Origin of the sequence: Bacillus kalamii (assembly GCF_047238185.1) — a bacterium.
In the GTDB taxonomy this organism is placed as follows: domain Bacteria; phylum Bacillota; class Bacilli; order Bacillales; family DSM-1321; genus Bacillus_AD.
Genome location: NZ_JBDFMI010000001.1, coordinates 2,233,070 through 2,256,514 on the forward strand (window position 1 = coordinate 2,233,070; position 23,445 = coordinate 2,256,514).

The following is a 23,445-nucleotide window of genomic DNA, read 5'->3' on the forward strand; positions in this document are numbered from 1 at the left end:
TTGTGTATTATGAAAAAGTGACAGCAAGCCTTGCCTTAGCAACCTTTTCAGTCGGTATAGAAATTTCTTTCGTTCTTGTTTTGATCTTTATTGAAAGAGTAATCTCTTTTTCGTTGTATGAAAGCAAAGTCCCTTCGAATTCCTTGCTGCCTTCTATCGGTTCATACGTCTTGACATTTACGTGCTTACCGATCGAATTAAGGAAATCTTTTTCTTTTTTCAATGGACGCTCGGCTCCCGGAGATGAAACTTCAAGGAAATAATTCTGCTCGATCGGATCGACTTCATCAAGCTTTTCACTTAGTTTTTCACTGACGATGCCGCATTCCTCAATATCAACACCTGATTCCTTATCGATAAATACACGCAAGAACCAATTTTTCCCTTCTTTTACAAACTCAATATCTACCAATTCAAGTTTTTCTTGTTCTAGGATATCTGTCAACAGCCCTTCGACGATATCTGTAACCTTTTTGCTCATACCATCCCTCCTATTCCAAATACTTTTTCATTTTCATTGTTGTAAGTGATTGAGCTAAATAAGCATGAACGTATTTTTTACTGATGATATAGGCTGAAATATGTACAAAGAACGTATATTCTTTATGCTTTCACAGAAGCTGGATTCATACTCTGGATCATTTCATCATGGTAAAAATAGGGCGATACAATACGAAAGAGTGGGTTTCCCCACTCTCCGTTTGTTTCTCGTCATCAATCATTCTTCTTAAAATATACCATAAAGCCTTTATTTATGCAAATAGGCGGCAATTAGGCCCCTCTGCTTTGTCAAGTTTTTGCATCTATTTAAAACAGAGACAATTGGTTCTGGTCGGGAAGTGCATCGAGGCAGCCCTGTTTCTCCAGATATTCAAGAATTGTTTTTGAAACCTTGCCTCGTTTTTGAAGATCCTCCTTGGACAGGAATTCTCCATCTTTACGGGCATTCACTATATTGATGGCGGCGTTCGTTCCGAGACCGGGAATTGAGTTGAAAGGCGGAATCAAAGAATCGCCTTCAATCAGGAATTCGGACGCCTGGGATTTATAAAGGTCAACCTTTTGGAAGGAGTAACCCCGCTCACACATTTCCAGCGCAAGCTCTAATACTGTCAGAGTATTTTTTTCCTTTGGAGAAGCGTCGAGGCCTTTGGCATTAATCTCCTCCAGCTTTGCACGGATTGCCATTGACCCTCTAGTCATCGCCTCAATATCGAAATCTTCAGCACGGACTGTGAAATACGCCGCATAATACAGTAAGGCATGATGGACCTTGAAGTATGCAATCCGCACTGCCATTAGAACGTATGCGGCAGCATGCGCTTTAGGGAACATATATTTGATTTTCTTACAGGAATCAATATACCATTCAGGCACTTCATTTTTCCGCATTTCTTCCTCGAATTCATCTGATAGCCCTTTCCCTTTACGGACGGATTCCATAATTTTGAAGGCAAGTGAAGGGTCGAGGCCTTGATAGATCAAGTACACCATAATATCATCACGGCACCCAATTACTTCACTCAACGTACAGATTTTATTCGCGATCAATTCCTGCGCATTGGATAGCCAAACGTCCGTACCGTGCGACAATCCTGAAATTTGCACTAGCTCCGAGAATGTTGTCGGCTTCGTATCTTCAAGCATCTGGCGGACAAAGCGCGTACCAAATTCCGGTATGCCAAGTGTACCGGTCTTGCACATGATTTGATCCTCTGTAACGCCCAGCGATTCCGGACCGCTGAATATTTTCATGACTTCCGGATCATCTGTCGGAATCGTCTTCGGATCGATTCCGCTTAAATCTTGAAGCATCCGTATCACAGTCGGATCATCGTGGCCTAGTATATCTAGTTTCAGTACATTATCATGAATGGAATGGAAATCAAAGTGCGTGGTCCTCCATTCAGAGGTTTGGCTGTCGGCTGGATATTGGATAGGCGAAAAGTCGAATATGTCCATATAATCCGGCACTACGATAATTCCGCCGGGATGCTGCCCAGTCGTCCGCTTAACGCCTGTACAGCCTGCGACAAGGCGGTCCACTTCCGCATTGCGTATGTGAAGATTGTGGTCGCTTGCATACCCTTTAACATATCCATATGCCGTTTTTTCGGCAACTGTTCCGATTGTACCTGCACGATATACATAATCCTCACCGAACAACACTTTTGTGTAATTATGCGCTTGCGGCTGGTATTCACCGGAAAAGTTCAAATCGATATCGGGGACCTTATCCCCTTTAAAGCCAAGGAATGTTTCAAATGGAATATCGTGCCCGTCCTTCGTGTAAGCCGTTCCGCATTGCGGACAATCTTTATCCGGCAAATCAAAGCCGGAACCGACCGACCCGTCATCGAAGAATTCTGAATGCTTGCACTCAGGGCATACATAATGCGGAGGCAATGGATTCACTTCTGTAATCTCCGTCATAGTCGCTACAAGGGAAGAGCCGACCGATCCACGCGAACCTACCAGATAGCCATCATTCAACGATTTTTTTACCAATTTATGCGATATCAAATAGATAACAGCGAAACCATGGCCAATGATGCTTTTTAGCTCCTTCTCCAAACGCGCTGTCACAATTTCAGGAAGGTCATCGCCATATATACTTCTGGCCATATCATAGCTCATATTGCGTATTTCATCTTCGGCCCCTTCAATTTTAGGCGTGTAAAGATCATCCTTGATCGGCTTGATTTCATCGATCAAGTCAGCGATTTTGTTCGGATTATTGATAACAATCTCTTTAGCAGTGTCCTCTCCAAGAAACTTGAAGCAGTCGAGCATTTCATTGGTTGTCCGGAAATGGACATCCGGCAATTTATGCCGGTTTAGGGGATTTGCTCCGCCTTGTGAATTGACCAGTATCTTTCTGTAAATCTTGTCATTCGGATTCAGGTAATGGACATTCCCTGTTGCCACGACAGGTTTATTCATTTTTTTGCCAAGCTTGACGATATTGCCGATGATTGCCTCAAGCGACCGTTCATCACGGACATATTCCATTTCGATTAAGTGGGCGTATACTTCCTTCGGCATCACTTCGAAATAATCATAGAACTCTGCAATTTTCTCCACTTCGTCAGGGGATTTTTGCATCATCCCTTCAAATACTTCCCCTTTATCGCACGCAGAACCAATAATCAGGCCTTCACGGTATTTCGAAAGGACTGAACGCGGAATGCGCGGTACACGATAAAAATAATTGATATGGGCAAATGAAATTAATTTAAAGAGGTTTTTCAGCCCCTCTTCTGTCTTCGCCAAAATGGTGCAGTGGTATGGGCGGGAACGCTGATAGGCTTTTCCCTCTCCCATATGTTCATTAAAATCATCATGATAGGCAATTTCTTTTTCAGCAGCATCCTTCAGCATTTTAATCAGAAGGTGCCCAGTGGCCTCGGCATCATAAATAGCTCGGTGATGCTGGGTCAGATCGATATCAAATTTTTTCGCTAATGTATTCAGCCGATGGCTTTTCATTTCTGGATAGAGAAAACGGCCCAACTCCAACGTATCGATGACTGGGTTGGCGGCACGTTCATAGCCAATCTTTTTATAGCCCACATTCAAAAAGCCCATATCGAAACTAGCATTGTGGGCAACCAAGATATCATCTTCGGCCCATTCTTTGAAACGTTTCAGGACAGTGCCTATTTCCGGAGCATCCCTCACCATATCATCCGTAATGCCTGTCAGTTCAATGGTTGTTGCCGACAGTGGGTGGTGCGGATTAGCAAAAGCCTCGAACGTATCGATAATCTCACCATTTTTCACCTTAACAGCTGCAAGTTCAATAATCGTATCATATACAGCCGATAACCCTGTGGTTTCTACATCGAATACAACATACGTGCTGTCATCCAACAGGCGGTGTGTCGGATTATAAGCGATCGGCACTCCATCATCAACCAAGTTTGCTTCGACGCCATACAATATTTTAATATCATTCTTCTTGCCCGCTGCAAATGCTTCAGGGAATGATTGGGCACCCGCATGATCGGTTATGGCAATTGCTTTATGACCCCATCTTTTCGCTTGGGAAACCAAATCAGATACAGAACTGACCGCATCCATTTGGCTCATCGGCGTATGAAGATGCAATTCCACCCGTTTTTCAGCACTGCTATCGATCCGCTGCGGCGCTTTCATTTCATTGATATCATTAGCCATCATAACAAGGTCGCGGATAAAAGTATCATTTTGGATGCTTCCTTGCGCACGGAGCCACATTCCTTTTTTCACTGCATTCAGCATTGCAGCATCTTCTTTATCGCGTGAAAATACCTTGACCATGATAGAGCTCGTATAATCCGTCATTTTAAAGGTGAGCAGTGTTCTTCCGCTCCGCAGCTCTTTCGTTTCTGCAAAGAAGACGTATCCTTCCACGGCAATGCGGCGTTCTTCATCAATAATCTCTTCCATCCGTTTAAAATCAGCATCATCCTTGATTGTATAACCAATTTTAAGCGGACCTTCCCATTCAGGTGCATTCGCTGACTCGCTTTCCTTCTTCTGCATCTCAACAACAGCCGCTTGCGCCTTTTCAGCATCTTCCTTCTGCTTTTGGGCCAGAAACTGTGTATATTCTTCGGTTTGTTCTTTTATTTCTACATCTAAATGAAGTTGAGGGAAACCGTAATTTTGGTAGACGGATGATATCCAGCCAGAATATTTATTTTTGAGCTGCCCTGCTTCGGCATGGTTTCTTGCATGGACAATCAGTTTTGTGCCAGAGATCTTGGGAACCTGTTCGTTTAATAGACCTAATAAGGCGGGAGATGCACCTTCGAGTTCTTTTATGCAGTGGTTCCAATATTCCTGGATCCGTTCTGGGGAAACATCCTGATTTCTCGCATCCATCGTATATGAAACATTGGCTATATGTGAAAACGATTTTGTCAATTGTGCTGAAAATACAGTCTGCACATCGCAAGGCAGAATCTGGTCCACCAAAAAGTGGAAATGCCATCTTTTTGATGAGCGTTCGATGCTAAGCTTGGCAATCTCAGCCTGCTCAAAATACTTTACAAAATGATCTTCGGTTAATTGCAGCTGCTGGAGTAAGAGTTGAAATCTCTCTCTACCTTCCTGCATGTTATGATCCAACTAAACTCCCCCTCTTTCTTACGTTCTTCTCTATGATTAAATGTCTGGCGACCGAACAGAAATACCATTTTTATTTTTCTATAACAGTGGTTATTATAACACATTATCCGTACTTTTAATGAACAGGGCAAACCCTTTTCCTTTCCAAAAAGCGGGATGTTTCCAGAACTTTATCCATAAAGAATCCTTTATTTGCTCTCCGTTGCCTATTACTGGCCCGCTCGCTTGGCGCCATCTTTCTGCAGGGCTTTGCCCCTTTGCTACACTCAAAACAGGCTTAACTTGCATAAAAAAAGTCGGCATAATGCAACAAGATTATGCCAACTTTCTTTCTACAGAATGATTAACCTAAAATGCGCTCAATAACAGAAGAAAGCTCATCAATATGGACCTCTTCTAACTCTCCTGTTTTGCGGTCTTTCACTTCCACGATATTTTCTGCCGCTTTTTTCCCAACTGTAATCCGGACCGGAAGGCCGATCAGTTCAGAATCAGTAAATTTCACCCCTGGGCGTTCATTCCGGTCATCCATTAATACGTCGTAGCCTTCGCTTTGCAATCGGGCATATAGCATATCAGCCAGTTTGGTTTGTTCCTCATTTTTCACATTGACAGGAATGACATGTATATGGAACGGCGCCAATTGTTTTGGCCAAACAAGCCCTTGCTCATCATTATATTGCTCTGCTGCTGCAGCTAATGTTCTTGAAACACCAATTCCGTAGCAGCCCATGATCATCGGCTGGCTTCTTCCATTTTCATCCAAGAATGTAGCTCCCATTGCTTCACTATATCTTGTGCCCAACTTGAAGACATGTCCCACTTCAATGCCCTTCGCAAAACGAATCGTTCCATTGCCGCAAGGGGATTTGTCTCCTTCTTGGATAAAGCGAAGATCGGCAAATGTATCTACGGTAAAATCACGGCCGCTATTCACATTCACATAATGATATCCCGGCTCATTTGCTCCGCATACTCCGTTCACGATGCTCTCAACTGCATGGTCAGCGATGATCTTTACGTCTTTTACGTTTACAGGTCCTAACGAGCCTGTTTCACATTTTAATACTTGCACTGTTTCTTCCGGAAGCGCAAGTTCTACGACAGATGCATTTAGCAAATTCTTTACTTTTATGTCATTCACTTCATGGTCGCCCCGTACAAGGACCAATACGAACTCTTCGTCCACTTTAAACAGCATAGATTTGATGCAAGAAGTCGCTTCTGCATTCAAGAACGCCGAAACATCTTCGATCGTTTTTTGGTCTGGAGTCGCCACTTTTTCCATTGCCTTCATCGCTTCATCGCTTTTTTCATACGATGCTACGACAGGCGCCATTTCAATATTGGCAGCAAAATCGGAAGAATCGCTATACGCAATTGTATCTTCGCCAATTTCGGAAAGAACCATGAATTCATGTGTATCCTTCCCGCCCATTGCGCCGCTGTCAGCGATAACCGCACGAAAATCCAATCCGCAGCGGGTAAAGATGTTGCTGTACGCTTGGAAGATATCATCGTATACGACATCAAGGCTTTCCTGATTGCTATGGAAGGAATAAGCATCCTTCATAATAAATTCGCGTCCACGAAGAAGACCGAATCGAGGGCGTTTTTCATCACGGAACTTAGTCTGAATTTGATACATGGTCAACGGGAGCTTCTTATAGGAATTCAACTCATCTCTTACAAGACTTGTAATCACTTCTTCATGAGTTGGCCCCAAGGCAAATTCCCGATTGTTTCTGTCTTTCATACGCATCAATTCAGGTCCGTATGAATACCAGCGCTTAGATTCCTGCCATAACTCCGCTTGTTGCAATGAAGGCATCAGCATTTCGTTCGCGCCGGTATTATCCATCTCTTCACGGACAATCTGTTCAATTTTTTTCAGAACCTTTTGCGCCAATGGCAGGTAACTGTATACACCGCTCGACGTTTGGCGTATATAACCGGCTCTGAGCAAAACTTTATGGCTTTTCACTTCCGCATCAGCCGGCACTTCTCTTAAAGTGGGGATAAACATCTTCGATTGTTTCATAATGCACCTCTTCTACTAGCATCTATAATAAGAATAATAGTTGTATTTTATTTTACGTATGTAAAAAAGCAGAAACAAAGCTTACATTCACTTCTGCTTCTGCTTTTAACATTTTACCATACAAGGCCAAGAATTAAAGGAAAAATCTTTGAATGTCGTTCCAAGTTACTACAAGCATCAGAAGCATCAACAACGCAAACCCGATGAAGTGGACCATGCCTTCTTTTTGGCGGTCAAGCGGCTTCCCTCTCAGCGCCTCGACACCGAAGAACAATAGCCGTCCACCGTCTAGCGCAGGTATAGGCAGCAGATTCATGATTCCGAGATTGATACTAAGAACACCCGCCCATCGCATAAGTGTCAAAATGCCGGACTTGGCCACTTCCTCAGTTGAGACATAAATGCCAACAGGACCGGATAGATCATTGATGGAAAATTGTCCTGTAAGGATTGTGCCGAGCATTTTAAAAATTCTGATTACCCAATCATACGTTTCTGTGAATCCGTATGTCAAAATATGCGAAAAAGATTTTTCTGTAGGCTGATATACACCTATCACGCCAACTTTTTTATTGTCTCTTTCAACCTCTTTTGGTGTAACGGGAATCTCCAATGACTTACCGTCCCGGTCAACCAAGAATGTGATTTCTTTTCCTGGATGCTTTTGAATTTCAGTCTGGACATCCATCCAAGAAGATGTTTCCGCTCCATCGATTGACTGGACAACATCGCCTGTTTTTAATCCTGACGAAATCGCAGCTCCATCAGGTGTTAATTTACCGATTTTCGCATCATCTACAACAACACCCTGGACAGCTGCCAACACGGTAAAGATGACAATAGCGAAAATAAAGTTCATCATCGGGCCGGCAAAAATAGCCATTGTCCGCTGGCCTAGTTTTTTTGAAGCAAACTGCCGATCATAAGGCGCAATTTGATTCTCTACCCCATCTTCAACAATCATCGCCTTCCGGTCAATCTGGAAGGTTTGCATCGTTTGGTCATCTTCTTCCTCGTAGCCTCTAATGAACAATTTCTGTTCAAGGTCGATTTCTTCCACTTCAAGCACTTTGATATCCCGGTACTTATCCTTGTTGTTCAGTATGATTTTCTGAACAAGGCCCTCGCTGTTTAATTTCAATCCTACCCGGTATCCGGGTTTGATATCGATCATTTCAGCATCTTCTCCAGCCATGCGGACAAAACCGCCGATCGGCAGCAATCGGATCGTATAAACGGTCTCATTCTTCATGAATGAGAGTATTTTCGGTCCGAAACCAATAGCGAATTCACGGCATAGAATCCCTGCCCTTTTCGCAAAAATTAAATGGCCTAATTCATGGACAAAAACTAACGCACCGAAAATTATGATAAACGATAGAACAGTTTGTATTGTTTGCACGTATCCACCACCTCTATTTTACTATTGATTGAATATACGATCTTGTTTGTTTGTCGACTGCAAGGATCGTTTCCAGATCCGGGTTAATGATTGTCGAGTGATCTTCCAATGCCAGGTTAATGAATTCTTCAATTTGAAGAAATGAGATGCGGCCTTTCAGGAATAAGGCAACTGCTTCTTCGTTGGCTGCGTTCAATACTGTCGGCATTGTGCCGCCCGCCTTTCCCGCATCATACGCATATTGCAGGCAAGGAAATCTTTCAAAACTCATTTCCTTGAAATGCAATGCACCCATCTTTGCTAAATCTAGTCTTTCCTTCGATGCATGTTTTAAACGATCGGGATACATTAATGCATATCCGATCGGAACTCTCATATCCGCCGTTCCCAACTGGCCGATAATGCTGCCATCATGGAATTCAACCATGGAATGGATGGTGCTTTCCTTATGCAAAAGAACGGAAATACGGTCGTATGGAAGGTTGAATAGCCAATGGGCTTCAATCACTTCAAGCCCTTTGTTCATCATGGAAGCTGAATCAATGGTAATTTTTGCCCCCATTGACCAATTAGGATGATTCAAGGCTTGTTCGACTGTTACATCCTTTAATTGGTCACGGGAATAATCCCTGAAGCTTCCGCCGGATGCAGTAATGATCAATCTTTCGATATTTTTATGCTGCTCGCCTTGCAACGCTTGAAAAATCGCGGAATGTTCACTATCCACCGGCAGAATTCTTACACCGTATTTCTCTGCTTCCGCCATAACAAGATGCCCTGCTGTCACAAGGGTTTCTTTATTGGCCAATGCAATATCTTTTTCTTGCCGTATGGCCATTAAAGTGGGATATAACCCTACGCTCCCTAAAATCGCCGTCACTACAATGTCGCTTTCCGGATAGACGGCCACCTCGACCAATCCCTCTTCCCCATATGAAAAATGTGTATGAGGGAACTCCTGCTTCAACGAAGCATAATCCTCTTTTTCTATGACAGAAACTAGCTTAGGAGAAAATTCCTTAATGAATTCTTTAGTTAATTCTATGTTCCTGCCGGCAGAAAAAGCCGTCAATTCAAATAAATCTCTGTTTTCTCTTATAATCTCTACTGTTTGAGTCCCGACTGAACCAGTCGCGCCTAACAGACTGATTTTTTTCATTTTTATGTGCCCCCAATCTCTCGCGCCAACTTAACCCTAAGCATTTTCCTATCATTGCCATAATTGCAATAGATATAAAATAGGAAACACAAATAACCAACTATCGGAACGGTCCAATATGCCGCCGTGGCCCGGCAATAGTTTTCCTGAATCCTTCACGCCATAATGCCGTTTGAATGCAGATTGCACCAAATCGCCTATTTGCCCAAAAATGGCAATGACGATTCCCAACATAAGCATTCTGCCTACAGACATATCAATATCTGTGAAGAAAGCAAAAATTAAAGCAACCGCCATACCAGCAACCACGCCGCCAAGCGCTCCTTCAATTGTCTTATTCGGGGATATTTCCGGCCATAATTTATTCTTCCCTATTGCACGCCCTACGAAATAAGCGCCAGAGTCAGTCGCCCATAGAGTGAACAGTACAAAGAATATATGGACCAGCCCAATATCTCTTGTAGCCATTATATAATAAAATCCCATTGCCGTATAAAGAACTGCAACTACTGTAAAACCGACATCGTCAAATGTGAATGCATTCTTTGAAAAAACGGTATATGCCAGTAGAAGAAGCAAACCGACTAGAATAATGGTCATTTTGTTTAGATCCATATCATATAGGACATCCATGGATAATTCAGGAATCAATACTAACCATAGCATCACAAAGGATAGTATGCTTGGAACCGATAAAACCCGCATTTTGTGCATTTTCAATAATTCATACAACCCAACAGTCGCCATAAGATAAATCAAAATAGTAAACAGCCATCCTCCGTACACGACTACCGGAAGAAATACAGCTGCGGCAATTATGGCGGTAATTATTCTTTGTTTCATAATCTGTCTAATCCTCACCTTCTGTTTCGCTAACCATTCAAATTGCCTTCTTCAGACAACCATCCCAGTTTGATAACCTTTACAAGCCCCCATATCGCCGCGATCTTCGCTGGTATTCCTTAATGGCTTCCAGGAAGTCCTTTTCACTGAAATCAGGCCATAATACATGTGTAAACCAGAATTCAGAATAAGCGAGCTGCCATAGCATGAAATTGCTTAACCGTATTTCTCCACTTGTCCGTATCAATAAGTCGGGGTCTGGGAGCCCTTTCGTCATTAAATGGGATGAGAAAAGATCTTCATTCAATTCTTCGGCAGATATATTGCCTTCTCTGCTATCCATGGCAATTTGCCGGACAGCCTGCAATATTTCCGCCCTTCCCCCATAGTTGAAGGCCAGATTCAAGACAAGTCCGGTATTATGCGAAGTATCATCCATCGCTTTTTGGACTGCTGCCTTGGTATTGGCAGGCAAACTATCAACATCGCCCATAATTTTCACTTGTACATTTTCCTCAATAAGCTCTGGCAAATATTTATTTAAAAATTCGATCGGGGCTTTCATTAAATAATCGACTTCTGATACAGGACGCTTCCAATTTTCTGTGGAAAATGCATATAAAGTAAGGAATTCAACTCCCAAAGTGTTTGCGAAGCGTGTCATCCTTTGTACAACTTTTATCCCTTCATGATGCCCTGCTATCCTTGGCAATGCCCGTTTTTTTGCCCAGCGTCCGTTGCCATCCATTATAATGGCAACATGCCGGGGAACCCCGGCTTTCTTTATTTGTTCTATGCTATCACTTTCTATATTAGCAGAAGCATTTTTCTTAAACCAACGCTTCCATATACCCTTCATAATAAAAGTCCTCCAATAGGTTCCATCTAAGTAAAGTATGTTGAATCCACTTAATAATATCAGAAAATCTGAAAATATCCTATCGGTATTGTTAAATAGATATGTATGCCCGCAAAACAACTGCAGGATGAGCTCTAGAAGAATCTCTTTTCATTAATGCTTCCATAAGCTTAAAAAGCCCCTGTTCAGGGGCTTTTGGAACGGCCGATTAAACAGCCATGATTTCTTTTTCTTTCTCTTTAGCCACTTCATCAATTTTGACGATGTGGGAATCTGTCAACTTTTGAATATCATCTGAGTAGCCACGGAGTTCATCCTCAGTGATTTCATTGTTCTTTTCTAATTTTTTCAAATCATCATTGCCGTCTCGGCGAATGTTTCTGATGCCCACTTTTGCTTCTTCCGCCTCTTTCTTGACTTGCTTCACAAGCTCCTTACGGCGTTCCTCAGTCAATGCAGGAATAGCGATTCGGATAATAGAACCGTCATTTGCTGGGTTCAAGCCAAGATCTGACTTCAGGATTGCTTTTTCGATTTCTCCTAAAACCGTTTTATCATAAGGTTGAATCACCAATAATCTCGCCTCTGGCACAGAAATGCCGGCCAATTGATTAATAGGAGTCGGTGCCCCGTAATAATCAACAGATACTCGGTCAAGAATAGCTGCGTTTGCTCTGCCTGCACGGATAGTCGACAATTCTCTCGCCAAAGCTTGTACAGCCTTTTCCATTCTGTCTTTTGTATGAGAAATTACTTGTTTCGCCATTTTATTTCCCCCTCACTATAGTTCCGATTTCTTCACCTGTCACCACTCGCTTAATGTTGCCCTGTTCAGTGATAGAGAAGACAATCAATGGTATATCGTTGTCCATGCATAAAGAGGAAGCCGTTGAGTCCATAACTTCCAAACCATCCTTTAGTACATCTAAATACGATAGTTTATCATATTTCGTCGCATTCTCATCTTTGCGAGGATCAGCATTGTATACGCCGTCCACATTGTTTTTGGCCATTAGGATAACATCCGCTTCAATTTCCGCAGCTCTCAATGCCGCAGTTGTATCTGTAGAGAAATACGGGTTACCTGTGCCTGCCGCAAAAATCACAACTCGTTTCTTTTCAAGATGGCGTACAGCTCTTCTTCTGATGTAAGGCTCAGCTACTTGGCGCATTTCGATGGACGTTTGAACACGCGTTTCAATGCCGAGGTTTTCAAGGCTGTCCTGCAATGCCAATGAATTCATGACAGTAGCAAGCATCCCCATGTAATCCGCCGTTGTGCGGTCCATTCCTAATTCGCTTCCGATCTTGCCTCTCCAGATGTTTCCGCCTCCTACGACAACGGCCACCTCTACATCCAATTCAGCAATTTCTTTCACTTGTTGCGCAATTGACTTAATGACAGCAGGATTAATGCCAAAGCCGTCATCGCCTGCTAACGCTTCTCCACTTAACTTCAATACAACTCGTTTATATTTGGCGCTGCTCATTTGAACCTCCAGCTTCATATCATCCAACGGGTTTATCCGGCGATGGATGGTAATTTAGTATTTGTTACTTTAAAAAAAGGGAACACTAAGTGTCCCCTATTGATTGCTTTATTAAAGAGTAATGAAATTAGTCTTTTTTAACTTGGCTCATTACTTCTTCAGCAAAGTTATCTTGACGCTTCTCAATGCCTTCTCCAACTTCGTAACGGATAAAGCTAGTCAGTTTTCCGCCAGTTGACTCAATGAATTGGCCCACTTTTACGTCTGGGTTCTTAACGAAAGATTGGTCAAGAACACAGATTTCTTCGAAGAATTTACCAAGGCGACCTTCAACCATTTTAGCAACGATTTTTTCCGGCTTGCCTTCATTAAGAGCTTGTTCAGTCAATACTTTGCGCTCTCTATCGATTTCTTCTTGAGAAACTTGGTCATGGGATACATAAAGAGGTTTAAGAGCTGCGATATGCATTGCAACATCTTTAGCTGCGCCTTCATCAGTAGATCCTTCAAGGACAGTCAATACACCGATGCGTCCGCCCATGTGCAGGTATGCGCCAAATGCATCAGCATCTGTTTTTGTTTCTACAGTGAAACGGCGAAGAGTAAGCTTTTCACCAATTTTTGCGATTGCAGCATTGATATGCTCAGCAACGACAGTACCATTGTCCATCGTTTGTTCCATAGCTTCTTCGACTGTTGCCGGTTTGTGAGCTAGGATATGCTCGGCCAATTCTTTAACAAGAACTTGGAAACCTTCGTTTTTAGCAACGAAATCAGTTTCTGAGTTCACTTCAAGGATAACAGCTTCGTTTCCTTTTACAAGAATGTTAGTTAATCCTTCTGCAGCGATGCGATCGCCTTTTTTAGCAGCTTTAGCGATACCTTTTTCACGAAGGTAGTCGATTGCTTGATCCATATCACCGTTTGTTTCAGTTAGTGCTTTTTTGCAATCCATCATGCCAGCACCAGTTTTTTCACGAAGTTCTTTTACCATTTGAGCAGTAATAGCCATTATGGGGTTTCCTCCTTTTTGATATGTACATGTATATTAACCGTTGCGGTTCCGTACAAGATACTCTTCTTAATTTTTCCAACCAGCGTTCGTTTCATACGCCATTGTTCGCTTGAAAAAAGGTGATAAAAGGCCTTATCCTCTTATCACCTTTTCCATGAGCTTAAAACTTAAACTTCTTCTGTAGCTTCTGGAGCTTCAGAAAGATCTTCGCCTTGCTTCACTTCAAGAATTGCATCAGCAATCTTAGCAGTCAGCAATTTGACAGCGCGGATTGCGTCATCGTTCGCAGGGATTACATAATCGATTTCATCCGGATCACAGTTTGTATCAACGATACCTACTAGAGGGATGTTCAATTTATGAGCTTCTGCAACAGCGATGCGCTCTTTACGTGGGTCGATTACGAAAATCGCATCAGGAAGACCCTTCATGTCTTTGATTCCGCCTAAGAATTTTTCTAAACGCTCTTGCTCTTTTTTAAGATTGATAACTTCTTTTTTAGGAAGTACTTCGAATGTACCGTTTTCTTCCATTTTTTCGATATCTTTAAGACGCGTAATACGTTTTTGAATTGTTTCAAAGTTTGTTAAAGTACCGCCCAACCAACGTTGGTTTACATAGTATTGACCAGCGCGGATCGCTTCTTCTTTAACTGAATCTTGTGCTTGTTTTTTTGTACCAACAAAAAGAACAGTACCGCCGTTAGCAGCAACTTCTTTAACGAAGTTGTATGCTTCTTCGATTTTTCTCACTGTTTTTTGTAGGTCGATGATGTAAATCCCGTTACGCTCCATGAAGATATATTTCTTCATTTTTGGGTTCCAACGACGAGTTTGGTGACCGAAATGTACACCAGCTTCAAGCAATTGTTTCATTGAAATAACTGACATGTTTTGTTTCCTCCTAGGTTTTCTTTTTCCTCCGCCCAATTCATTTTCTGTTGAAAACTGTCTAAGACAGCACCTGTCAACGGAATCCTTGAGCGTGTGTATTAACACCATGAATTAATATAGCATATACATTCCGCATATTCAAGTGTTGATTCTTTACTTTTTAATTATATAGTGGCAGCCTGCAACATATTTCACCTTGACTAGTAGTATGTATGGCTTCAAAAGAAAAAAATTCTTCTGCCAGGATAACAAAAAAAGGCTGCCGGTTGTCCAGTTAGCCTTTTTAAGCATGGAATTTTACGAGAAGTTCTATTTCTGTTTTTCCTTTTCCCAATTGTTTAGCTATTTCTTCTTCCGTAAGGCCATCATTCTTCATTTTCATGACCTGCTCAGGGAGGGTCAATTGTTTTTCACTTTTCAATTGCTGCTTCAACAAATCTTTGAATCCATGTTTTTCTTGTTCTATGCTTTTATTTGGTTCAACGTTGGCATGGGACAATTCGACTTGATCAGTCACTTCATTCACTAATCCCTCATAGCTATCTGCCTGCTTGCTGTTAACGGAGAGGTCCATTGGTTGTTCTTCCTTGGCACCCATCCGATTAAGCGGCTGTAACTTGTTGTCGGAGGGCTTCGTTTCTGGACGCATTGGGTTAGCGCTTTTTTTCATGCTTCCCATTTGGCTAATGGCGTCCTTCATTTCATTATTGCTTTCCTCTAATTCCATGGCGAATGATTGCAATACATCCTCAAGTTCCTTTTTCATCTTCTCTATATGCTGTTCAGTCTCCTTATATTGATTTTGTCTGCTATATAGAATAATGATGGCTAATATGCTGACGCAATGTAAAATCAAGCTGACGATTAAAATAAATGTGATCATTAATTACCTCTATCCGGAAAAGTCGATTCTATTTCCTTTATAAGGATGGTGCGAAAGCTCTTCCTTTTCTTCTTGTGTACAGTTCAAATTATGTCCTGAATGCAGATTCGTTTGATTCATCTTCCCGGAATCTTCTCCGACCTTTTGCTGCCTTGCCTTTTTTGCAGCAATAACAGACTGTTCCTTTTTCTTTTCTTCTCTTTTTACCTCATTTGCTGCTGAATCGATTGCGATTTGGCTTCTTTGCTGCAACTGTTCCTGTATTTTGCCAGCGTCCTGGGTACGCGGCAAAGCAATTTGCATTTCTATAGCTTTCAAGCTCAAAAACGACCACCCCTTTACCCGAATATGGCCTAGGCTCCTCCGTTAAGATAGCGGTTCTGTCCTGATTTCGCCTTCAGAAAAGAATATCTTTATTGAAGACGTTTTTTTCTGAAACACCTTAGAATACTTCCCGAATCGCATTTCTGTATTTGGATATACTGTACCTCGTGCATGGATATATGCTTGTTCATGGGCCATTTGGAGTTCTTTCAATTTCTGGGCTTCTTCTTCCAATCGGGCTAATTTTTCCTTATTCGCACGCGTAGTTATTTCTTGTTTTTCTAGGACAAGCCTTTCCTTCACACCCAGTGTACCTGTCATTTGCTTATGCCCTTGTAATTTTTCCGACAAGATCTTAAGCTTATCAAGCGCTGCCTTCACCAGGTTAATTTCCTTTTGGATCTTGAGTTCCTGTTCTGCATATTGATGGGATTTCCCGACAAAAATGGATGTCTGCATATAATGATGATTGCCGAAGTCATTTGCTTCCACGCCATCCATCGCAGATAGGAAACCGCCAATCACAGCTCCTCTTTTACAGTAGACACTGCCTCCGCATTCAATCCTGCTATGCAAAATGGATGACTCAATATAGACTGATCCCCCTGCCCGGCAATTGGCTTGATTCAAGTAATTGGCTTGGATATTCAATTCAGCTTCAATTGAGCCTTTATTCCCCCCTGTTATCCCGCCTAAAATGTGAATTGACCCTCCTGCTTTCAGATCTGCGGACTCCACCAATCCATCTATTTTGATATCTCCTCCTGCACGGATGCTATAACCGTTCGGAACATCGCCATGGATCACTACATTCCCAATAAAATCGATATTTCCGGTTTTTAAGTCCAAATCGCCTTGTACTTCAAAAATAGGATGTACATGGACTGCATGGTTCGATAAAGATACTTGCCCATCTACAGTTGCATATACCTTCCCTTGAAGAAATAGGACATTTTTGCCGGCCTTCAGCTTAAAAGCGCGCCCAGTCTTTGCCGGAATCGCGGTCCCGCTTACATCAATTCCAGGCACCCCCAAACCTGGCTTCATAATTTCAGCCAGGCATTGCCCGTTTTTGACTGAAGGAATCGTAAGGACATTCCGAAGGTTCAGCGTTTTTTCAGAGGTTTGCTCATTTGCCTTATCCATCGAAGGCAGGGATACTTTATTGACCAAAAAACCATCTTCTCCATCGGTAGGAGGTATGCCCTCTGCCACAACGATTGGATCTTTGGCGATTGAGGGATCTAACGCAATGGAAGCCAATACATCCCCCTGTATTCCATAAGTGATGGAATACTCCGCTAAAGCTTGATTCAATTCATCTGCAGTCACGTCTTGGAATGCCTCCATATCCTTTTTTAAAACCATCTTTGCCATTAAGCCATCTTTGCTTTTAAGCACTTCAAACCGACCGTCCATAGGATGCTCCCTCTCTTCTTTACATTCTTTATAAGATCGACTTGAGCAGATTCCTCAATTTAAAGATAGATTTTGAATGGATTTGAGAGATTCTGCTTGTGGATAGGTCCATGACATGGCCGATCTCGGTTAACGTAAGTTCTTCTTTATAAAACAATTGGAGCACTAATTGTTCGTTTTTATTCAATTGGGCAATCCCGCGGGCAAGGTCCTCATATACTTCCGTTCGTACCATATGATCATCAGGAAGGACCGCTTTATCATCTTTTAAATGGACAGATTTCCCTTCCCCATCATCATGGTCGCCCTGGTCTTCAATGGAAATCACATTCGCGAAGAAGTTTTCATTCAATGAATGGATGACTTCATCAGGGCTAATGTCTAATTCTTCTGCGATTTCTTCCGCTGAAACATTCCTCAAATGCTCTTGTTCCAGCCTCTCGATTGTATGTTCAATCTTTTTCGTCTTTTCGCGGGCACTTCTCGGAAGCCAATCTTCTTTTCTTAAACCATCCAAAATAGTTCCACGGATCCGGAAAGATGCATATGTATCGAACTTCAAATCCCGATCCGGTTCAAATCGTTCAAGAGCATTGAACAAGCCCATCATCCCTAAACTTCGTAAATCATCTCTGCTTACACTTTTAGGAAGACCTACCGAGATGCGCTGGACATGATAGGAAACGAGCGGCATATATTTACGGGCCAAAAAATCTCCCGCTTCAGAATCTTTTGATTTAACCCATTTCTTCCAGTGAACTGTTTCATCATCTCTTGCTAGTTGAGACATTGTTCTCCTCCTTACCTACTATTCAATAAGGATTTATTTACTATTTAGTATATCAAACTACGATATTAAACAATAAATAAACCAAAATAGTATTATGAACGTTCTTCATCTTCCCTTAATAAATCTTTTACGACCTTCGAAACTTCTTTGATTTTTTCATCGGATGCCATATGATCCAGAGAATCCGTTTTCACTTTGCTTGTTTCTTTCAATGCAATACCCCACAGCCATCTGACCAGATACATAAAAAAATAAAAAATAATAAATGCGGCCAAACCTCGCCAGACTGCATACAAATAAAAATCCACACTGAAGGAAAAAAAGAAAAACATCGCAAATCCAAAAACCGCAAAAAGGAGATTCAATTTATATGATCCTGCCATTACAATTCTTTTACCCCTTGATATACAGTCCTGATCGATAATCGTTTTGTTCCCGGATTAAACTCAATGGTCCTGCCGCTGCTTCCCCCGCAATCTTCACCCTTTAGGCCAATATGAAACTGATCCAATGCCATCTTGACAGCCTCCACATTCCTGGGCCCAATCCTCATCATGTCACTTCCCGATGAAAACTGGAACATTTGGGCGCCTCCCGCAATTTTGGCCTTCAGGCGCGATATTGCGGCGCCCTCCCTTTCAAGTCTCGAAACCAATTCTGGAACTCCTGTATCAGCATATTTCGCTGCATTAATGGGGCCATTCCTCACAATACTAGATTCAGGAAGCATAATATGAACCATCCCGGCCAAATCCTGAATACAATCATATAAGACCACGCCCACACATGAGCCGAGGCCGGCAGTCCGGATGATATCGGGCGCTCTGACAATATTCATATCTGCTATACCCACTTTGATTATCTTCTGATTCTCAATCATCCACATCCACCCCTAAAGCATTGAAAATAATCTTGAAAGAAGATGGATCTGGAAGAAGAAAGAAATGACCATTAACACTCGTTTGTAAATCCCCTTCTTCCTCACTTAGCTCTGTATCAATGACAATCGCTGCATCCCCTTCACGTGAAAGCTCAATAAGGCCAAAGCTGATAATGGCCCCAACCATCTCCACCGAGAAAGCTGGAACAGATGGATATAAATTCAATTGGGTAAAATCTGAAAGTGATGTTAAATAGGAGCCGGTCAAGATATTTCCAAGCTCCTGCAAGGCAGAAATGCTCAATTCACTATATGGGGGATCTGAGAAACTGAATTTCCCATCCCCAGTCATCTGGTGCACAAAAAATTCAGCCTGATCCAGAGACAGAAGAAAGAACATGCTTCCCGGTGCGTCTCCCTCTAATCGTAAAAAAACCGATGCGACCACATTCTCTGGACCTCCAGCCAGATCCATTACTTCATCGAAAGATACCACACGAACATTCGGCACCTTCATATCAATTTTTTTGTCCAGCATAGTAGATAATGCAGTAGCGGCATGCCCTGCTCCAATATTTCCGATTTCCTTCAAAATATCTAGATGCATGGTGGATATCTTTTCGATATAAGACATGTTTATATTCCTTCCCCTCGTTCTTGTATAGCTTCTTCAGGATTCAAAACCTTCATCAAATCGATCAGGATGAGTAAACGTTTATCCATCTGAATTACTCCAGTAATAAATTCTGTCTCTTCCGCCCCTACAATTTCCGGCTGCGGTTCAATATCCGTTTCCGCTACATCAATGACATCATTTGCCGAATCAACGATTAAACCAACCTCCAACTCATCCAATGACACGATAATAATCCTTGTTTGTTCCGTATAAGGCTCCTCATCAATATCAAACCGGATGCGAAGGTCAATAATTGGCACAACCACACCTCTAAGATTGATTACCCCCTTTACATAAGGGACTGTATTAGGCACTCTGGTGATATGCTCAATTTTTTCAATCGCTTTTACCTGACTGACTGGTAAGGCATACTCCTTTTCCTTCAGCTGAAAAACGATCACTTTTATACTAGTTTCTATTTCCTGAGACACTGTAATCCCCCCTAAAATCTCCACATTGCTTCCTATTTAATTAGTGCATTGCAATCTACTATTAACGCTACTTGTCCATCTCCCAAAATAGTGGCGCCAGAAATTGCAAAGACCGACGTCAAATAATTGCCGAGAGACTTTAGGACCACTTCCTGCTGCCCTATAAAAGAATCCACGATTAATGCTGCCATTTTTTCTCCCTTTCGGACGATCACAACTGAAACATATTCATTATCTTCTTCAAAGAAAGGGACCTCGAACAATTTTGCCAAATTCAATAAAGGAACCACTTTTCCTCTAAAATCAATCACCTGCTGGTTATGCGCATTCATAATATTTTCCTTTTTAACGATAGCCGTTTCAATGATAGAAGATAACGGAATAGCATATTTCTCTTTTTGAATCTCTACAAGCATCACTGATATGATGGATAAAGTAAGCGGAAGTTGGATAGAAAAAATGCTGCCTTCCCCTTCATTCGAATCGATGGATACTGTACCGCCAAGCGATTCAATCGTATTGCGGACCACATCCAAGCCGACGCCGCGCCCGGAAACATCGGAAATAACATCGGCTGTCGAAAAACCGGAAGCAAAAATCAATTCATACACTTGCCTGTTTGTCATCGCAGCTGCCGCTGCCTTGGTCACAATTCCTTTTGATATCGCTTTATTCAGCACATTTTCCCGTTTGATTCCTGCACCATCGTCTTCAATTTCAATGAAGACATGATTGCCGCTGTGATAAGCCCGCAAAATAACCGTTCCTTCTTCACTCTTTCCTTTTGACAGCCGGACATCAGGTGTTTCAATTCCATGGTCCAATGCATTCCGCAGCAAATGGACCAATGGGTCTCCGATTTCGTCAATAACCGTTCTATCTAATTCAGTCTCTGCACCGACAATTTCAAGATTAATTTTTTTATTCAAATCTTTGGCTAATTGTCTAACCATTCTTGGGAATCGATTGAACACTGTTTCAACCGGGACCATTCTCATATTCAAAATAATCGTTTGAAGATCGCCTGAAATCCTCGTCATCCGTTCAACAGTTTCATGCAACGCTTGATTGTCCAGATCTTTTGAAATTTGTTCCAATCTGCCTCGATCGATAACAAGCTCTTCAAATAAATTCATCAGAATATCCAATCTTTCGATATTTACCCTAATGGTTTTATTCGTATTGACAGCCTTTTGGCCGTTCTGTTTTTTATCGCCCTGGTTCTGGTCTTGTTTTGCGATAACGGCTTCTTCATTTTCCTGTGCCTGTTGGGGCAAAGCTTCGCTTACTTCTTTGAATTCCGAAGCTTGTACTGAACCTGAATGGTTTTTCTTTAATTCATCTAATTCGATCGGAAATGCTGACACTTTATCCACTTCTGAAACCTTCATAATTTTCTTTTCAATTTCCTCTTGAGATGCATGTGATACAAAGGTTATTGTGAATTCCGAATCGAATTGTTCCTCTTCCAATTGTTCAGTTGCCGGGAATGTTTTGATGACTTCCCCTATTTGCTCCAATACTTCGAAGACCATAAATACGCGGGCAGCCTTCAACAGACAGTCATCACGAAGAGCTATCGTGATTTCAAACGAAGAAAACCCTTGTTCTTTCGATTGCTCCAGCACAGTCAGCTCATACTCGTCATACTCATTTTTCAAGGATGCTGGCAGGCTTTCTGCTGCTGGGCTGTTCTCCTGCTCGTGAACTGATTGTGGAGCTGAACCAAGCGGCTCCCCTTTTTCGATTTTCAGAAGTTTATCCACTACTTCAGAGACATCTTTTTTCCCATTTCCACCGGAAGCTATATCCATGACCATTTCTTCAAGGTGATCGACAGAATCAAAAACAACATCCAGCAATTCCTCGCTGACCTTCAGTTTTCCATTGCGGATTGCATCCAGCACGTTTTCCATTTTATGCGTAAGGTTAGCTAAATCTTCATAACCCATCGTTGCAGACATTCCTTTTAAAGTGTGCGCTGCACGGAATATTTCATTGACAATTGTCATTTCTTCCGGATTCTTTTCAAGCTCCAATAATTGTTCATTGCACATTTGCAAGTGCTCTTTACTCTCTTCAATAAACACTTCTAAGTATTGGTTCATGTCCATCAGAAGGCCCCCTTAAGTTCAGCATAACGCAAGATTGCGTCCGCAATATTCTCAACATGTTCGACAGTGTCTGCCAATTTGGCGCCGATCACAGACTTCGGCATCCCGAAGACGATAGATGTTTCCTCTGATTCAGCAATACAAACAGCAGGCTGGTTCTCTTTTATCAATGCTAACCCTTTAGTCCCATCACTGCCCATTCCTGTCATGACGACTGCAATCGTCGACAGATGTTTCACTAAACTGATCGACTCGAACATGACATCCACGGACGGTCTATGGCCATTGCGTACTTCATCTTTGCTTAATGCTATTTTTAGAATAGTACCGTTCCCTTCCACTTTCAGATGGTACCCTCCAGGTGCCAAATAGGCGGTCCCTTTCTCCAAAACATCCCCATCTTCCGCTTCTTTGACCGATATTTCAGACAGCTGGTCCAATCGGGATGCCAATGATTTTGTAAACCCCGGCGGCATATGCTGCACTATAACAATGGGCAAAGAGAAGTCTTTGGGCAACATCGTCAGTACGGACTGCAATGCTCTCGGCCCTCCGGTAGAAGTCCCTATGGCTACTAATTTCCTATTATTCATTTGGATACCATCCTCTGGAACTAGCCTTTCTTTTAGTTCCATTTTACTATAAGAAAGGCGCACATCCTGCGAATAATTTGGCAAATTCAGTTTTTTTTGCAGAAGTTGTATGTCTATCTTTCCTGCTGCTTTTATTTTTTCTATCAATTGTTCTTTGATTTTATGTAAATCCAGCGATATCGGCCCTGAAGGCTTTGCAATAAAATCAAAAGCGCCATGCTGCATTGCCTGAAGGGTACGATCGGCGCTTTGATCATTCAAGCTCGAAAGCATAATGACCGGGACCGGGCATTCTCTCATGATAATCTCCAATGCTTCAAGCCCGCTCATCACTGGCATTTCTACGTCCATCGTGACTACATCAGGATTCCATTTTTTTATCTTATTAATAGCATCCTGGCCGTTTCTGGCTATGCCGATTACTTCAATATTCTGATCTTCTGATAAAAAATTTTGAATAAGCTTCCTCATGAAAGCTGAATCTTCCACAATCAACACTTTAATTTTTCCCATGGCTT

General features: G+C 42.1%; 21 protein-coding genes. All 21 read right to left on the reverse strand.

What is annotated here, in order from left to right; all coding sequences use genetic code 11:
- Positions 1-7: 7 nt before the first annotated feature.
- The 21 genes from rimP to ABC357_RS11215 all read right to left on the reverse strand — a co-directional run bounded on the left by rimP (position 8) and on the right by ABC357_RS11215 (position 23,440).
- A complete protein-coding gene (gene rimP / locus ABC357_RS11115; RefSeq protein ID WP_412887567.1) occupies positions 8-481 on the reverse strand; it encodes a ribosome maturation factor RimP in 474 nt (157 codons plus the stop codon).
- 326 nt (positions 482-807) lie between these two features.
- Positions 808-5,103, reverse strand: a complete 4,296-nt coding sequence (locus tag ABC357_RS11120; RefSeq protein WP_412888640.1) for a PolC-type DNA polymerase III — start codon at positions 5,101-5,103, stop codon at positions 808-810.
- 355 nt (positions 5,104-5,458) lie between these two features.
- The gene (locus ABC357_RS11125; protein ID WP_412887568.1) at positions 5,459-7,156 is read right to left on the reverse strand and encodes a proline--tRNA ligase; all 1,698 of its coding nucleotides are present in this window, start codon (positions 7,154-7,156) and stop codon (positions 5,459-5,461) included.
- A gap of 133 nt (positions 7,157-7,289) precedes the next feature.
- On the reverse strand, positions 7,290-8,549 hold the full coding sequence (gene rseP / locus ABC357_RS11130) for an RIP metalloprotease RseP (RefSeq protein ID WP_412888641.1): 1,260 nt from the start codon (positions 8,547-8,549) through the stop codon (positions 7,290-7,292).
- 22 nt (positions 8,550-8,571) lie between these two features.
- On the reverse strand, positions 8,572-9,717 hold the full coding sequence (gene dxr / locus ABC357_RS11135; protein ID WP_412887569.1) for a 1-deoxy-D-xylulose-5-phosphate reductoisomerase: 1,146 nt from the start codon (positions 9,715-9,717) through the stop codon (positions 8,572-8,574).
- Positions 9,718-9,768: 51 nt separating this feature from the next.
- Entirely contained in the window at positions 9,769-10,560 is a 792-nt protein-coding gene (locus tag ABC357_RS11140) for a phosphatidate cytidylyltransferase (RefSeq protein WP_412887570.1), read from the reverse strand.
- Between the two features lie 79 nt (positions 10,561-10,639).
- The gene (gene uppS, locus ABC357_RS11145; protein WP_412887571.1) at positions 10,640-11,419 is read right to left on the reverse strand and encodes an undecaprenyl pyrophosphate synthase; all 780 of its coding nucleotides are present in this window, start codon (positions 11,417-11,419) and stop codon (positions 10,640-10,642) included.
- A 208-nt stretch (positions 11,420-11,627) separates the two neighbouring features.
- A complete protein-coding gene (gene frr, locus ABC357_RS11150; RefSeq protein WP_412887572.1) occupies positions 11,628-12,185 on the reverse strand; it encodes a ribosome recycling factor in 558 nt (185 codons plus the stop codon).
- A 1-nt stretch (position 12,186) separates the two neighbouring features.
- Positions 12,187-12,909 carry a UMP kinase gene (gene pyrH, locus ABC357_RS11155; protein ID WP_412887573.1) on the reverse strand — a complete coding sequence of 241 codons (723 nt, stop codon included), beginning with the start codon at positions 12,907-12,909 and terminating at the stop codon, positions 12,187-12,189.
- 127 nt (positions 12,910-13,036) lie between these two features.
- Positions 13,037-13,921, reverse strand: coding sequence for a translation elongation factor Ts (tsf, locus tag ABC357_RS11160; RefSeq protein ID WP_412887574.1), 885 nt, complete (start codon positions 13,919-13,921; stop codon positions 13,037-13,039).
- A 170-nt stretch (positions 13,922-14,091) separates the two neighbouring features.
- Entirely contained in the window at positions 14,092-14,814 is a 723-nt protein-coding gene (gene rpsB, locus ABC357_RS11165) for a 30S ribosomal protein S2 (protein ID WP_412887575.1), read from the reverse strand.
- A 286-nt stretch (positions 14,815-15,100) separates the two neighbouring features.
- Entirely contained in the window at positions 15,101-15,700 is a 600-nt protein-coding gene (locus ABC357_RS11170) for a hypothetical protein (RefSeq protein ID WP_412887576.1), read from the reverse strand.
- A gap of 9 nt (positions 15,701-15,709) precedes the next feature.
- Positions 15,710-16,024, reverse strand: coding sequence for a hypothetical protein (locus ABC357_RS11175; RefSeq protein ID WP_412887577.1), 315 nt, complete (start codon positions 16,022-16,024; stop codon positions 15,710-15,712).
- Positions 16,025-16,066: 42 nt separating this feature from the next.
- The gene (locus ABC357_RS11180; protein ID WP_412887578.1) at positions 16,067-17,443 is read right to left on the reverse strand and encodes a flagellar assembly protein A; all 1,377 of its coding nucleotides are present in this window, start codon (positions 17,441-17,443) and stop codon (positions 16,067-16,069) included.
- A 28-nt stretch (positions 17,444-17,471) separates the two neighbouring features.
- On the reverse strand, positions 17,472-18,233 hold the full coding sequence (locus tag ABC357_RS11185) for a FliA/WhiG family RNA polymerase sigma factor (RefSeq protein WP_412887579.1): 762 nt from the start codon (positions 18,231-18,233) through the stop codon (positions 17,472-17,474).
- Positions 18,234-18,325: 92 nt separating this feature from the next.
- Complete coding sequence (locus tag ABC357_RS11190; protein ID WP_412887580.1) at positions 18,326-18,616, reverse strand: hypothetical protein; 291 nt, start codon at positions 18,614-18,616, stop codon at positions 18,326-18,328.
- Positions 18,616-19,113, reverse strand: coding sequence for a chemotaxis protein CheD (locus ABC357_RS11195; protein ID WP_412887581.1), 498 nt, complete (start codon positions 19,111-19,113; stop codon positions 18,616-18,618). Before ABC357_RS11195 ends, ABC357_RS11190 begins: the two co-directional genes overlap by 1 nt.
- On the reverse strand, positions 19,106-19,747 hold the full coding sequence (locus ABC357_RS11200; RefSeq protein WP_412887582.1) for a chemotaxis protein CheC: 642 nt from the start codon (positions 19,745-19,747) through the stop codon (positions 19,106-19,108). The genes ABC357_RS11195 and ABC357_RS11200 overlap by 8 nt, the downstream gene beginning before the upstream one ends.
- A 2-nt stretch (positions 19,748-19,749) precedes the next feature.
- On the reverse strand, positions 19,750-20,220 hold the full coding sequence (locus ABC357_RS11205) for a chemotaxis protein CheW (protein ID WP_412887583.1): 471 nt from the start codon (positions 20,218-20,220) through the stop codon (positions 19,750-19,752).
- A 32-nt stretch (positions 20,221-20,252) separates the two neighbouring features.
- Entirely contained in the window at positions 20,253-22,334 is a 2,082-nt protein-coding gene (locus tag ABC357_RS11210; RefSeq protein WP_412887584.1) for a chemotaxis protein CheW, read from the reverse strand.
- On the reverse strand, positions 22,334-23,440 hold the full coding sequence (locus ABC357_RS11215; protein ID WP_412887585.1) for a protein-glutamate methylesterase/protein-glutamine glutaminase: 1,107 nt from the start codon (positions 23,438-23,440) through the stop codon (positions 22,334-22,336). Before ABC357_RS11215 ends, ABC357_RS11210 begins: the two co-directional genes overlap by 1 nt.
- Positions 23,441-23,445 lie beyond the last annotated feature (5 nt).

Coding starts and splice junctions, on each gene's coding strand:
- rimP (WP_412887567.1), bottom strand. CDS start 481: ATGAGCAAAAAGGTTACAGATATCGTCGAAGGGCTGTTGACAGATATC.
- ABC357_RS11120 (WP_412888640.1), bottom strand. CDS start 5,103: ATGCAGGAAGGTAGAGAGAGATTTCAACTCTTACTCCAGCAGCTGCAA.
- ABC357_RS11125 (WP_412887568.1), bottom strand. CDS start 7,156: ATGAAACAATCGAAGATGTTTATCCCCACTTTAAGAGAAGTGCCGGCT.
- dxr (WP_412887569.1), bottom strand. CDS start 9,717: ATGAAAAAAATCAGTCTGTTAGGCGCGACTGGTTCAGTCGGGACTCAA.
- ABC357_RS11140 (WP_412887570.1), bottom strand. CDS start 10,560: ATGAAACAAAGAATAATTACCGCCATAATTGCCGCAGCTGTATTTCTT.
- uppS (WP_412887571.1), bottom strand. CDS start 11,419: ATGAAGGGTATATGGAAGCGTTGGTTTAAGAAAAATGCTTCTGCTAAT.
- frr (WP_412887572.1), bottom strand. CDS start 12,185: ATGGCGAAACAAGTAATTTCTCATACAAAAGACAGAATGGAAAAGGCT.
- pyrH (WP_412887573.1), bottom strand. CDS start 12,909: ATGAGCAGCGCCAAATATAAACGAGTTGTATTGAAGTTAAGTGGAGAA.
- tsf (WP_412887574.1), bottom strand. CDS start 13,921: ATGGCTATTACTGCTCAAATGGTAAAAGAACTTCGTGAAAAAACTGGT.
- rpsB (WP_412887575.1), bottom strand. CDS start 14,814: ATGTCAGTTATTTCAATGAAACAATTGCTTGAAGCTGGTGTACATTTC.
- ABC357_RS11170 (WP_412887576.1), bottom strand. CDS start 15,700: ATGATCACATTTATTTTAATCGTCAGCTTGATTTTACATTGCGTCAGC.
- ABC357_RS11180 (WP_412887578.1), bottom strand. CDS start 17,443: ATGGACGGTCGGTTTGAAGTGCTTAAAAGCAAAGATGGCTTAATGGCA.
- ABC357_RS11185 (WP_412887579.1), bottom strand. CDS start 18,233: ATGTCTCAACTAGCAAGAGATGATGAAACAGTTCACTGGAAGAAATGG.
- ABC357_RS11190 (WP_412887580.1), bottom strand. CDS start 18,616: ATGGCAGGATCATATAAATTGAATCTCCTTTTTGCGGTTTTTGGATTT.
- ABC357_RS11195 (WP_412887581.1), bottom strand. CDS start 19,113: ATGATTGAGAATCAGAAGATAATCAAAGTGGGTATAGCAGATATGAAT.
- ABC357_RS11200 (WP_412887582.1), bottom strand. CDS start 19,747: ATGTCTTATATCGAAAAGATATCCACCATGCATCTAGATATTTTGAAG.
- ABC357_RS11210 (WP_412887584.1), bottom strand. CDS start 22,334: ATGGACATGAACCAATACTTAGAAGTGTTTATTGAAGAGAGTAAAGAG.
- ABC357_RS11215 (WP_412887585.1), bottom strand. CDS start 23,440: ATGGGAAAAATTAAAGTGTTGATTGTGGAAGATTCAGCTTTCATGAGG.